The 13300-nt window shown below is 30.9% G+C and carries 13 protein-coding genes and 2 pseudogenes; 1 reads left to right on the top strand and 14 read right to left on the bottom strand.

Translation table 11 applies throughout. From position 1 onward, the window contains the following. Nucleotides 1-21: 21 nt before the first annotated feature. The 7 genes and pseudogenes from B3J31_RS14065 to B3J31_RS14035 form a co-directional block, all read right to left on the bottom strand. Nucleotides 22-630 (bottom strand): acetate uptake transporter, encoded by a 609-nt coding sequence (locus B3J31_RS14065; RefSeq protein WP_346868396.1) that lies wholly within the window; start codon nucleotides 628-630, stop codon nucleotides 22-24. Nucleotides 631-817: 187 nt separating this feature from the next. After that, on the bottom strand, nucleotides 818-1480 hold the full coding sequence (gene rbr / locus B3J31_RS14060; protein ID WP_150844985.1) for a rubrerythrin: 663 nt from the start codon (nucleotides 1478-1480) through the stop codon (nucleotides 818-820). Nucleotides 1481-1819: 339 nt separating this feature from the next. Next, a pseudogene (locus B3J31_RS17025) lies at nucleotides 1820-1915 on the bottom strand (sigma factor-like helix-turn-helix DNA-binding protein); the annotation flags it as partial. A 254-nt stretch (nucleotides 1916-2169) separates the two neighbouring features. Beyond that, nucleotides 2170-2409, bottom strand: coding sequence for an MTH895/ArsE family thioredoxin-like protein (locus B3J31_RS14050; RefSeq protein WP_150844984.1), 240 nt, complete (start codon nucleotides 2407-2409; stop codon nucleotides 2170-2172). Between the two features lie 83 nt (nucleotides 2410-2492). Next, nucleotides 2493-3497 carry a permease gene (locus tag B3J31_RS14045; RefSeq protein WP_150844983.1) on the bottom strand — a complete coding sequence of 335 codons (1005 nt, stop codon included), beginning with the start codon at nucleotides 3495-3497 and terminating at the stop codon, nucleotides 2493-2495. A gap of 286 nt (nucleotides 3498-3783) precedes the next feature. Then, nucleotides 3784-5454, bottom strand: a complete 1671-nt coding sequence (locus B3J31_RS14040; protein ID WP_346868397.1) for a ribonuclease J — start codon at nucleotides 5452-5454, stop codon at nucleotides 3784-3786. A gap of 27 nt (nucleotides 5455-5481) precedes the next feature. Then, complete coding sequence (locus tag B3J31_RS14035; RefSeq protein ID WP_198028608.1) at nucleotides 5482-5679, bottom strand: helix-turn-helix domain-containing protein; 198 nt, start codon at nucleotides 5677-5679, stop codon at nucleotides 5482-5484. A gap of 355 nt (nucleotides 5680-6034) precedes the next feature. On the opposite strand from B3J31_RS14035, the gene B3J31_RS14030 reads away from it, so the two are divergent. Next, nucleotides 6035-6277 (top strand): hypothetical protein, encoded by a 243-nt coding sequence (locus B3J31_RS14030; protein ID WP_150844981.1) that lies wholly within the window; start codon nucleotides 6035-6037, stop codon nucleotides 6275-6277. Nucleotides 6278-6478: 201 nt separating this feature from the next. Here B3J31_RS14030 and B3J31_RS14025 read toward each other — a convergent pair whose 3' ends face one another. From B3J31_RS14025 to B3J31_RS13995, 7 genes and pseudogenes are all read right to left on the bottom strand, one after another. Continuing rightward, on the bottom strand, nucleotides 6479-8275 hold the full coding sequence (locus B3J31_RS14025) for an ASKHA domain-containing protein (RefSeq protein WP_346868398.1): 1797 nt from the start codon (nucleotides 8273-8275) through the stop codon (nucleotides 6479-6481). A gap of 2 nt (nucleotides 8276-8277) precedes the next feature. Next, nucleotides 8278-9297, bottom strand: coding sequence for a methylcobamide:CoM methyltransferase MtbA (locus B3J31_RS14020; RefSeq protein ID WP_346868399.1), 1020 nt, complete (start codon nucleotides 9295-9297; stop codon nucleotides 8278-8280). Between the two features lie 57 nt (nucleotides 9298-9354). Next, the gene (locus B3J31_RS14015; RefSeq protein ID WP_346868400.1) at nucleotides 9355-10224 is read right to left on the bottom strand and encodes a uroporphyrinogen decarboxylase family protein; all 870 of its coding nucleotides are present in this window, start codon (nucleotides 10222-10224) and stop codon (nucleotides 9355-9357) included. A gap of 18 nt (nucleotides 10225-10242) precedes the next feature. After that, nucleotides 10243-10506 (bottom strand): GTP-binding protein, encoded by a 264-nt coding sequence (locus tag B3J31_RS14010; protein WP_346874151.1) that lies wholly within the window; start codon nucleotides 10504-10506, stop codon nucleotides 10243-10245. A gap of 171 nt (nucleotides 10507-10677) precedes the next feature. Then, a pseudogene (locus tag B3J31_RS14005) lies at nucleotides 10678-11154 on the bottom strand (GTP-binding protein); the annotation flags it as partial. Nucleotides 11155-11445: 291 nt separating this feature from the next. Further along, complete coding sequence (locus B3J31_RS14000; RefSeq protein WP_346868401.1) at nucleotides 11446-12132, bottom strand: phosphatase PAP2 family protein; 687 nt, start codon at nucleotides 12130-12132, stop codon at nucleotides 11446-11448. 201 nt (nucleotides 12133-12333) lie between these two features. Beyond that, nucleotides 12334-13092 carry a class I SAM-dependent methyltransferase gene (locus B3J31_RS13995; protein ID WP_346868402.1) on the bottom strand — a complete coding sequence of 253 codons (759 nt, stop codon included), beginning with the start codon at nucleotides 13090-13092 and terminating at the stop codon, nucleotides 12334-12336. Between the last annotated feature and the right edge of the window lie 208 nt (nucleotides 13093-13300).

Below are 13300 nucleotides of genomic sequence, written 5' to 3'. Positions count from 1 at the left end.
AAAAAATTCATCACCTAAATATTACTTCTTAAATATTCCAAAAGGTTTTCCAACAGGTAAAAATACTCTTCCAAAGTGAGTATTTAATACTGCAGCTGCTGAACCATAGAAAGATACTAAAGCTATTCCTAACTCAGAATAAGCAGCTAGCATATGTGTTCCATGCTCCATTATTCCAAAAGTTGTTAGTGTTAATCCTAAGAATAGGAAATCTATCAATAGGAATATTGTAAATAACACCTTATGAGTTTCCATTGCACCTATAGTCATAAATATTGTAAAAATTAAATACCCTAAATAAGCAACTCCTAATTGATTTATGTCAGCTTTAGCTGCTAGGGCTGGTCCAAATACTCCATTTTGAATTAACCAAGTAAAACCAACACCATACCAAAAGAATGCATAAGCACCAAAAGCAGTTGCTCCAAAAGTATTGTTATGCTTAAAATCATTTAAACAAGCCAACAATTGTGCTGTTGCTCCTAAAAATATTGCCCATGGTAATACTAAAGATACTCCCTCTGTTAATCCTAACTTTTGAGATGATGCTACTAATGTTACCATTGCTAGTCCAAATAAACCTATTGCCGACGGATCAGCTACTACTACTTTAACCTTTGTTTCTTGCATAATATCCTCCTAATATAAGTTCACACAAATTTCATACTTTTAAACAATAACAAAAATATTATCCATTGTCAATAAAAATTATAATGTTTACATATTTATAAACTATTACTTTGAATTATATAAAGAACTATCCATTGATATTAATATGCAAAATAAAAAAACCGCCACAATAAGTGACGGCTTACAACTAATAATTTTCTTTTCTAACTTCGAAATAACTTTGAGAATATTTACATACAGGACAAACTTCAGGAGCCTTTTTTCCCATTACAAGATGTCCACAAACACGACATTCCCACATAGTTTCTTCACCTTTTTCAAATACCTGTTGCATTTCAATATTTTTTAGTAATTTACGATAACGCTCTTCATGAGATTTTTCAATAGCAGCCACTCTACGGAATCTTTCAGCTAACTCCTTAAATCCTTCCGCTTCTGCATCCTTTGCAAAACCATCATACATGTCTGTCCACTCATAGTTTTCACCTTCAGCTGCATGTAAAAGATTTTCAGCAGTCTTTCCCAAATTACCCAATTCTTCATACCATATACGAGCATGCTCTTGTTCATTTCTAGCTGTCATTAGAAAAATTTCAGCTAATTGATCATATCCTTCTCTTTGTGCAATATTGGCGAAGTATGTATATTTGTTTCTCGCCTGGCTTTCACCTGAGAAAGCTTCCATCAAATTCTTTTCTGTCTTTGTTCCTGCATAAATATTTTTAGTCTCTTTTTCTTCTTCAATTTTAACAAATACTGAGGCTGGTTGTTTACATTTAGGACATCTAAAACCTTCTGGCAACTCCCCTTCATGAATATAACCACATACTGAACAACGATATCTTACCATTTTTTTATTCCCCCTAATTTTAAATTTATTATTTGGAATTTTATTTATTTATTTTTTCACAATCCATTCCTACTATTTCTTATTATACCACATAATATTTGCTTTCCCAATATTAATTAGACCCTCGAAATTTTGTAATAGAAGATATATTATGTGTTTCTGTTATAAGTAAATTAATTTTTAAAAAATCTACTTAAATATTAGTGACTTTTACCATTTCTATATTCTCTTATTAAACTGATAGCAGATAGGAATCCAATGTATAGTAGAATCATCACTAGCAAGATAGCAAAAAAATCCCTTGCTGCAGAATATGATGACGTTGTAAATCCTTTAATTCAAACATGCAATCTGTTTGAAGCTCAATTCTCCAAAAACTCGCAGTGAAAATACTTCTTTATATGGTTCGTCAAGATTATGAAGAATTTCGTGAATTTCCATAGATTCTTCTGTTGAAGATATTATTTGTTTAAAATTAAAATTATCTTTTTGTTCAGAAAGTTCATCTAAATGTACAGTTTTTTTCTTCTTTCTGAGAAAAGAAAAGTAGCAATTTTCTTGAATTAACAATTCTAACATAAATAAACAGATTAAGACCTATAGGTTACCTAACTACCATATCACACGTATTACGAAGAATGGTAATAGAAAGACAACCCATAGGTCCCTAAAAACTTACTGATAAACTTTTATTTAAAACCTTCAAGAATCTTTATAATTTCTTTTGGTTTTAATACCTTTCCAAAGGAAACAACTTTTTCATTAATAACTAGTGCTGGAGTTGTCATTACTCCATAAGCCATAATGTCCTTAAAATCCATAACTTTAATTATCTCAGCTTCCATCCCTGTTTCTTTTAATGCTATTTCAGTATTTTCTTTTAATGTAACACATTTTTTACATCCTGATCCCAGAATCTTAATTAACATACATATCACCCCTTAAATATTATTTTTAAAAATCTAAATAAAATATATTCTATTAAAATTATAAAATATCTTAATAAGTAATCTTATAGTAGAAGATAACCAAAAGCATTAAAGACATAACCTATGATAATGATTCCTATAGTAACAATTCCTATAAAAATACCTAAAAGTTTTGGTTTAACTACTTTCTTTAGCATAATCATAGATGGAAGGGAAAGTGCAGTTACACCCATCATAAATGATAAGGCTGTACCAATCCCTACCCCTTTAAGCACCAATGCTTCTGCAATTGGTAGAGTTCCAAAAATATCAGCATACATAGGAACTCCTACAAAAGTTGCTATTAGAACAGAATACCATTTATCCTGACCAAGAACAGCAGTAATTACATTCTCTGGAATCCAGTTATGAATTGCAGCTCCAATTCCTACACCGATTAAAATATAAAGCCATACTTTTTTTATAATGTCCAAAACCTGATTTTTAGCAAAAATCATCCTATCTTTTTTAGTCAGCTCTTCTTGCTCTACTTCAATCATCTTATTGTTAAAAACGAATGCTTCTACATATTTTTCAAGTTTCAATTTACTAATAATTGAGCCTCCAATAACTGCAAGAACAAGACCTACAACCACATAAGCAATTGCAATCTTCCAGTTAAATATGCTTGCAAGCAAAATAACGGAAGCTAAATCTACAAGAGGTGAAGATATTAAGAATGAAAATGTAACCCCAATTGGTAGACCTGCACTAGTAAATCCTATAAACAAAGGAATGGATGAGCAGGAACAAAAAGGTGTAACAGTTCCAAGTAAGGCACCCAATATATTGGCCCAAATACCATTAAATCTTCCTAAAATTTTCTTAGTTCTCTCTGGTGGAAAGAAACTTTGTATATATGAAATTAAGAATATTAATACTGAAAGTAGTATGAATATCTTTATAACATCATATATAAAGAAGTGAATACTTCCTCCAATTCTGCTATTAACATCTAGGCCAAATAAATTTTTTACTATAAGGGTAACTAAATTACTAAGCCATTCCATTTTCAATAGTTGATTATTTAACCATTCAAATATAAACACATTCCCATCTCCTTAAATTATATTTTTTAACTTTAATTAATTCCAATATTGCAAAGTGAACTTTTTTTACTTAACTCAATTCAAAAGTTACATAGATAACTGTCTATATCCATTATATGACTACACATAGATAACTGTCAATATGTTTTTGTAATTATTATTTTAGGACTCAAAACAAATAAGCTTTGAATCTAATTTACAAGATTCAAAGCTTATTATAATTTACTATTATATTGTCTTCTGATAGTTTTTAAATAAATAGATAATCTATAATTGTTTTTACATTTTAAACTTCCATAATTATTGGCATAATTATTGGTCTTCTTTTAATCTTCATATATATGAATTGTGATAGAGAGTTTTTAACTGCAAATTTTATATTTCTTCTACTCATATCCTTAGCTGCTAATTTCTTTTCAACTTCTTTTAACACAATATCTCTTGCTTCATTAATGATGTTTTCTGATTCTCTAACATAAACAAAACCTCTAGTTATTATATCTGGTCCTGCTACTATAGTATAAGAATCTTTTTTAATTGTAATTACTACCGTTAGAATTCCATCCTGTGCTAATAATTTTCTATCATGTAATACACTACTTCCAACATCTCCTACACCTAGTCCATCTACCATTATTGCTCCTGTTTTTACTTTACCTGATATGGTAGCTGCTTTGCTATGGACTTCCAATACATCACCAACTTGGGATACAAATATATTAGACTTATCCATACCTAACTTCTCAGCAAGTAATCCATGCTGCATTAAATGACGATACTCTCCATGTACAGGCATAAAGTATTTTGGTTTAACTAAAGAGTGGATTAGCTTTAATTCCTCTTGACAAGCATGCCCTGAAACGTGGATTTCTTCTAAGGAATTATATATAACTTCAGCACCCCTTTTAAATAAATCATTTATTACATTTGATATACACTTTTCATTTCCTGGTATTGGAGATGCAGATATAATAACCAAATCACCTTTTTCTACTTGAACACTTCGGTGTATTCCTGCAGCAATTCTTGTAAGTGCAGACATCGGCTCACCTTGGCTACCAGTTGTGATTATTGTAATGTTTTCACTATCATACTTACCAATGTCATTTATACCAACAATACTCTCTTCAGGAATGTTTAAATACCCAAGATTCATTGCTACTTGAGATATTTTTTCCATACTTCTTCCACTAAAGGCTATTTTCCTTTCATAGAAAATAGATGCATTTACAATCTGTTGTAGCCTATGGATATTTGATGCGAAGGTTGCCACTATTACTCTTCCTGTTGCTTTACCAAAAATCCTATTAAGAGATTCTCCAATTACCTTTTCTGATATGGTATACCCCTGACGTTCCACATTAGTACTATCAGCAAGTAGCAATAATACCCCTTGCTTTCCCAAGGTTGAAAGTCTTTGTAAATCCATAACCTCTCCATCAATTGGAGTATAATCTACTTTAAAATCTCCGGTATGAACAACTCTACCGATAGGTGTATGCACTGCAATAGCACAGGAATCTGCAATGCTATGACTATTTCTTATAAATTCTACACTTATATTTTCTAACTTTATAGTACTTCCAGCTTTCACAACATTAAGGTCACAATCTTTTAGTATATTATGCTCTTCTAATTTACTTTCCACCAACCCTAAAGTTAGACGAGTTCCATACACTGGAACATTAAGTTGTTTTAACACATAAGGTAATGCTCCTATATGATCCTCATGTCCATGAGTCAAGAAAAAACCTTTTACTTTATCCTTATTTTCTAGCAAATAAGTTACGTCTGGAATAACTAGATCAACACCATACATATCTGGCTCTGGAAATGAAATTCCACAATCTATTACAATAATTTCATCCTTATATTCTATGGCTGTTATATTTTTACCAATTTCTCCCAGTCCCCCTAGAGATATAACCCTAATTTTATTTTTAATCTTACTTTTCAAAACATATCCTCCTATTATAAACTAAGTTTATATTCTTTCTCCTCGTTTTAACTTTTCAATAAACTCAGTTAAATCACTTCTTTTTACTCTCCAATGCCTACCAATTTTAAAGGCTGGAATTTTCCCTTCTTGCACTAGTTTATATGTAGTAACTTCACTTATTTTGAAATATTCTGCCACCTCACTAACAGTCATAATCTCATTATCACTCATATTATCATTCATTAAAATTTACCCCCATTTATGTTTAGGATCTTTCTATTTGCTTTTAATTTAAAATCTAAATATGTTAATTCACAAGTTAAGCTTTCTACTTACCCTTGACTTATTCAATTATTATCACTTATATATCATTATATATATATAGTTATAATTAATCAAGTTAGATTAAACTATACTTTGATTAGTTATATTATATTTTATATTATTATGTTAAAATATAAGTGATTATATTTAATTATATTTATACCCAAATACAATTAAATTTATTCCAAAAGGTATAAAACACAGATTTATAAAATATAAAGAGTAATATCGATGATTCTTATATTTTATAATTTTACTTTAAGGAGGCCTGAATATGGATTTTATAAAAAACAACTATAATACTCTGCTTATGGAATGGATAAGATTAAAAACAAAGCAAGCAGATATTGAAAATTCCCAAGATGGAACTTTAGAAAAAATAGAGGAAGCACTGTTAAATTTAGATATAATTGATATTGAGCTTATTAATATTTCAAAGGATTACTATACCTTAAAATTTAAGCATGGAGGCTTATCTAAAATTAAGCAATTTATTTCACAGCAAATAGAGAGCTAACAACTTAATAATTGAAACTCGACTCACTGCGTTCGCTGAGTAAGTGATTTACACCAAATCATAGATTTGGGTTCTCTACTTAAACGAGAATAAAAAAATATATGAATTACCTATGCTTTTTCAAAGGTAATTCATATATTTTTATTTTATGACCTATGCTCTACGTCATATGCCTTTTATTTATCTGTTTAATGGGATTTCTTATTTATCTCCAAATATAAGACACTGTGAAAATAATTTTTCATATCCCTCTGAGGCTCCAAGTTCCATGTACTCCATTTCACCTGCTAATTCATCTATTTCTTTCTTAACTTTAACAGACATAAGTGCCATGTATGCTCCAGTTTTAGAAGAATTCCCTACATATACTAGTTTATTCTTTACCTCTTCTGGCAAAATTCCTGTTCCTACAAGGCTATCTGCTGGTAGATGAGCGCCAAATTGTCCAGCTATCATCACCTTATCTAATTCACTCATATCAATCTTAGCCTGTTTTAACAAAGCGTAAAATCCTGAAAGGAGAGCTCCTTTTGCTAATTGTACCTGACGAACATCCCCTTGGGTTATTAGTAGCTGCTCTGGAGTACTTTTCAATAGAAATTCTCTTTTATTCCCATTTAATTGTATCATTTCATAGCGATAATCAGATTCTTCTAGCTGTTCTTTTTTTATAAATGCTCCATTGTTTTTTACAATTCCTGTTCTAAGAAGCTCTTTCACTGCTGCTAGTATTCCACTTCCACATATCCCTATAGGGTCTTCCTCTCCTATAACCTTAAGGTATACTCCTTTTTCAGTGATTTCCACATCTTCAACAGCGCCCTCTGCTGCTCTCATACCTGAACTTATATTCATTCCTTCTAATGCTGGTCCTGCTGCACAGGAACAGGAAAGTAACTTTCCACCCTTAGATAAAACTATCTCTCCATTAGTTCCAATATCTATAAATAGTATATTTTCCTCAGCTTTATGCAATTCACAAACATAGGCACCTGCCACTATATCAGCTCCAATATAAGAGGATACTGAAGGAAGGCAATATACTCTTGCACACTTAGCAGCCTTTATACCAAGGTCACTTGCTGATATGTTTTTTGCCTTTGTAAATACGGGAGCATAGGGAGATTTTCCAATTGATGTTGCATCAACACCTAAAAGGAAATGCATCATGGTACAGTTTGCAGCAATAGAAATTTCATAAATATTTTCTTTTCTTACTTTTCCCTCACTACATAGCTCTTCAACCATTTCATTGATAGCCTCAACAATGGTTTTCTGTAACTCTTCTTTTGAACCTTCTGGATGTTCTAATTCATAGGTTATTCTAGTTAAAACATCTAACCCAAACTTCTTTTGGGGATTAATTCTTGAAGCTGTAGCTAATTCCTCACCATTGTTCATATCAATTAATGCTGCAACCACCGTTGTAGTTCCAATATCAATGGCAACACCATAGAGAAACTCAGTAGTATCCTCTGCTTCAATGGCAATTAACTCGCTGTCATTAAATACTCCAGTTACAGTTCCATAGCTGCTTTCATAGTCTCTTAGTAATTTCCAATTTACCTTTTTAGTCCCAAGGGCCTCACATAAAGAATCTTCAAAAGGACTTTGGTTTTCTAAAGTAGGCATTTTTATTTCAAAGATTTTTTTACAAAGGGCAGGATTAAACTCAAATTCAGGTACATACCCAGTAGTAAGTATTTTATGTTTTCTTTCCTTTTGAAGAATTTCAACTTTAATATCTTCTTCTGGTACTACCAAGCAGGAAAGCCTTATGCCTGCGTTTATTTCATCTTCTTTCAATAGCTTTCTTTCCCCTTTGGAAAGTGGAGGAAGATTTCCTTCCAAAATCCTGACCTTACATTTCCCGCAAGTACCATTTCCATTACAAGGATTGTCTACAAAAATATCATTTTCTAATAAAAGCTGTAGTAAGTTTTTCTTTGGAACATACTCAAAGTCCTTACCTAACTGTTTAATAAAAATCTTAGGCATTTCTATAGCATCTCCTTTTTTAAAGTCTCAAGGATTGCTTTGACATTTGTAAGAGGAGATTTCATTCCAAGTCCACAGGCAGGTGAAATTATGTTCACTCCATCTTTAACACATTTTTCAGTCAAATCTGAAACCTTCTTAGGCTCTCCAAATTCAATTGTATAGGTACTTACATTACCCATAAGTAATCTGTCTCCTAAATTCTTTCGTGCCTCACTCATACTAACAATGGAGTCAAAGCTTAGAACATCACTTTTTATTCTATTTACCTCTTTATACACATTTTTCATTTGGCCACATATGTGCACAATGGTTTTTCCCTTTAATTCTTGAATAGCATCCACTAGCTTATTAATATATTTCACAGCAAATTCTTCAAATAGCTTAGGTCCTAAGATTTCACCAGTTCCACTAGGGTCAGAAATAGCAATTATATCTGCCCCTGCTTCTATTTGTTTCTTTGCAAATAAAATTAATTGATCCGTAACATAATCAACATATTTATGAGCTTCTTCATTGTTTTTTCTCAGCTCTTTATAAAATACTACAGGTTCCATAACAGAACTAGCAGTGCTTATTGGCCCTGTTAAATTCCCTATAATAGGAACATTATTTCCCTTTGCTTTTAATAATTTAATTGCATCAATAACTACTTTAGCTCTTCCCTCCTGAAAATTAATTTCATGGAGTTTCGTCCATTCCTTTACTGAATCTATTGCATACTCCACAACATGAGGTTCATATATGTTTGACCCCATATTCACCGTTGCTCCAAACTCTTCAGACTCAATGGTCATACAAAAAGGAACTCCATAATTTTCAAAACAGCCCTTTTCATATACTGCAGTAGCCAAATCAGCCATAGTTTGCGCATTACTATGAGCCTTTGAAAAATCTATTCCAAGGTCTTCAATTACTTCTGTTGTAACCATGTTCATCATGCCACCAGGACAAATACATGGAACTCTATCAACCTGTTCTCCGCTCAAAACCATATTTAATCGTTCTCTTGGAGATATCATATTACATCCTTCTTTCTAAGCTATATTAAGCATTTTTCTTTTTAAGGTGTTATTTATTTATAGTAATTCAAGGGTTTTAATAACCCCATCTTTTAACTGAAAATCTTTATTTTTCATGCATGTTTGTCCAACAAATTTTGCTAGTCCAATAGCCTTGATGCAGCCTTCTTCATAGTTTGAAGGTCCTCCTAAGGAAACATCCTTCCACACTGCTTTATCTGTTCCTAGTAAAGAAAAAGTAGTTTTCGGACAAAGTACTATTATGATTTCTTCATTTATGATTTTATCCATTGTTTTTAATAAAGGATAAGTAAACATTTCCACTACTTGTTCTGCAAACTTAGGTCCAAGAATATTAACTCCCCCAGAAGAATCTGCATAGCTAATGATGTTTACTCCTACTTTTTGTGCTTCTTCTATAAATTCAATTATTTCATGTTGAAATTTATTAAAAACTTCCCTAATTAACTCTGGATTCTTTCTAAAGCTTTTGAAAACAACCCTTGGTTCAATTAAAACATTCATTATTGTAAATGGTCCCGAAACATTTAAAACCACATTTTCACCTTGTTGTCTCAAAGATTTACAGGCTTTTAATACTTCGTAAATTCTTCCCTTTGAAAAATCAATTTTAGGTAAATCTAGCAGTTCTTCTGTAGTTGTACAAATATATTCTTTGGCTCTTGGTCCTATGTTCTCATCCCCAAGATTAACTTTTCCCCCTAGTGCCTCCCCTTCCACAGTATGACAGAAGGGTAGTGTACAAACATTTGCCTTATAGTATTCCTTAAGCTCCTTGGCAAGTGTCACCATACTATCCCAATTTTTATATGCATCGGGAAACTTCAAATTGGTTTTTTCAATAATTTCTTTACTAATTACCTGTTCATTACCATATGTACATTTATAATCAATTATTTTTCCCATGGTACTCCCCCTAATTTATTAATAAAAAATTCCTACTATTTTTTTCTTATCTAAGTTACTGCCAATTACGGTTACCTTTGTGATTTTTACCGTTTCTAAATACTCCCAATGATAATGATGTGGGGTATAATCAAAGTAAACCAGTTTCTTTGTAGAAAGCTGAACAATTCCCTTAGCTCTTACAATAAAACCATACTCCTGTTGATTTAAAGAAAGTAATATTTTATCTATTTCTTCCTCTGAAAAAGCCCTTAGCTTATCTATAGAAAAAGTTTCAAACATCTTATTAGCTGCCAGAAAGGCAGGCCTATCCTTTAACTCAATATCATAGGATTCCATACTGTTTATTGTTTCAACAATTTCTTCCCCTGATAAAGAAATCCATGGCTCTTTAAAAATTGTAGCCTTGGGATTTATTAAACTTATTTTCTCAATAATCTCTTCAACTTCACTATCCACTAGATTCTCAAAATGACTTAAAAAAATTATCTGAGCATTTTCTATTTGATCTGAATAAAAACTTCCAAAGTTCTCACTGTAATCATTGAAGGAATCTACATCTACAATGGTGATAACATCCCTAATCTTTACATTTAAGGTTGAATTTGAGGAAACCCTATTACAAACCTTTAGTATATCTGATAAACTACCTACACCAGAAGGCTAAATAAATATATTATCTGGTTTATACTCTAAGACTAACTCCTCTAAGGCTTTATTAAAATTTTCTTTAACTGTACAACAAATACATCCTGAATAAATCTCTTTAATTGGAAGGCTATGTTGTATTAAATCCCCATCAATGCCAATATTGCCAAATTCATTTTCAATTAAAGCATTACTTCCTTGCATATTTGGAATTACTTTATTTAAAAATGTTGTCTTTCCACACCCTAAAAATCCCGAAACAATATTTATGTTAGTACCCATAATTCCCCTCCATACATCAATACTCTTAATTATAGCTTTTACACTTAAGGCAGTCTAATTTGAATTTCAAATAGAAAGTTGCCATTTAATTGAATTTACCTATACATTAAATTTCATTATATCTTCAGCTCTAACTTTGATATGGAAATTAATTACATGGATTTCTTTGATATGTTGTAGTTACCCAGCACAAAATTAAAAATATGTTTATAAAAGAACAAGAAAAATGACACCATAAAAAGACCCCTCTCAAACATAAGCCTGAGAGGGGATAATATCACAACTTCATAGTTATTGTGCCATACCCTTTTCATCATCTTTCTTTTTATTTTTAATAAATCCCTTTAGGTAATTTTTATTGTAAAATAAGTATTCTATAATCTTATAAACAGCCTCCACTAAAACTAATCCAGCCAACAAATCTATAATCACATGTTGTTTTACAAATTGAGTTGAGATTATAATTAACCATCCAACTATATTAAATCCAATCTTATATTTTGTTGTCATATTTTTAAGCTTATTTATTCCCTTTAAAGCTGAAAAAGTTGCTGCTACATGAATACTAGGAAAACAATTATAGGGGTTGTCCCTACTATAAATAAACTTTACAAAATTGCATAGAAAATCATCATGGATTATTATTGGCCTTGGAACATAGGTTTGAAAATTTAGATAAATTATAAGACAAATACAATTAACTATATTTAAAGTCAAAAGTGAAATGAAATATCTTTCCTCATCACAATAACACATTATTATAAGTGAGATTATTAAATTTGGCATATACATCATATATGGAATAATGAATACACTTACAAAAGGAATTAAATCATCTATATCTGTATATAAAGAATGTAATTTGGGATTTTGATAATGATTTATAAGAAAGTAGCATATACTAATTACTCCTATGGAAAATATCCATAAATATGGTTTTATAGTTTTCACATTATATTTTTCTAGTAACCATTTCATAAATTTCACCTTCATACGAGAATATTATATATTAATATTATATTATTTGTAATTTTTTATCTACGTTAACATTTATAATTAATCAAAAATTTAAATATAACTTTTTATATCTACCACACAAAGCCATTACTTTTTCGTATTTGTTCACTCCCTAAAGGAAAAATCCCTCAAACCGTAGTCTGAGGGAACATTAAGATACTTCTATTTAACAGCAACAGCTTCAAAGGTAACGACTTGCTCAGAATTCGATGGATACTGACCAAATTTATAGTCTGAAGAAATCACAATATTTTTAAATCCTATACTTTCAAGTATTAGTCTGAACTCTTCTACACCATACCATCTTAATGGGAACCGCTCCAATTCAGTTTGTAAAAGTACCCCTTCACGCCACTTTTCATATCTCCCATGGGAAATGGTATATTGATTTATATAGTCAACCTCTACAATTTTATTTTCTAATGTGATTATATCTCCATTAGTGCAGTCCCAAGTTTTTGTGGAAACTGTACCTGTTGAAATATCTGTTTGCAAAAATATATCAACAATTAATCTACCACCATTAGACAAATGCCTATAAAAGTTTTGTAATGCTTTTATTGAATCTTCTCTATTATGTAGTAGAAGGAAGGTTCCCGTTGGCACTATAATAGCATCATATTTTGTATCTTGTGAAAAAGACTCCATTTTAGCTTCAAAAAGTTTAGGATTCAAACCTCTTTCTTTACAATTATGCTCACATATATTTAACATTTCTTTTGAAATATCAAATGCATCCACATTTAATCCTTTTTCTAAAAGCGGAATTAATATACGCCCCGTTCCTGTTGCAGGTTCAAGAATAGGTCCTTTGCAAGACTCTAATCTATTCATGTAAAATTCTACATCTCCAAAAGAATGCCCTATAGGCTTATCCATATCATATACTTCTGAAGATAATCTACCATAATAACTTAACATCATTTATCACCTTTCTTCCTTGATTTATCATAAATACTTATTGGGGGACATACTATACAATGACCTTGTACTAATACGATTTTCCATTCTTTCTTTAATTCAATGTCACCTCTAACTGCCCCCTTCTAATAAGTTAATTTTATTATAACAACAACCTTAAAAGAAAACTGTTCCTGTTTTGCTAAGTATTTATCCTGAATTATTCACC

Origin of the sequence: Clostridium sp. UBA5988 (genome assembly GCF_002435615.1) — a bacterium.
GTDB classification, from domain to species: domain Bacteria; phylum Bacillota; class Clostridia; order Clostridiales; family Clostridiaceae; genus Clostridium_J; species Clostridium_J sulfidigenes.
Note: the sequence above shows the minus strand (reverse complement) of the source record. Positions and strands in the feature narration are given on the sequence as shown.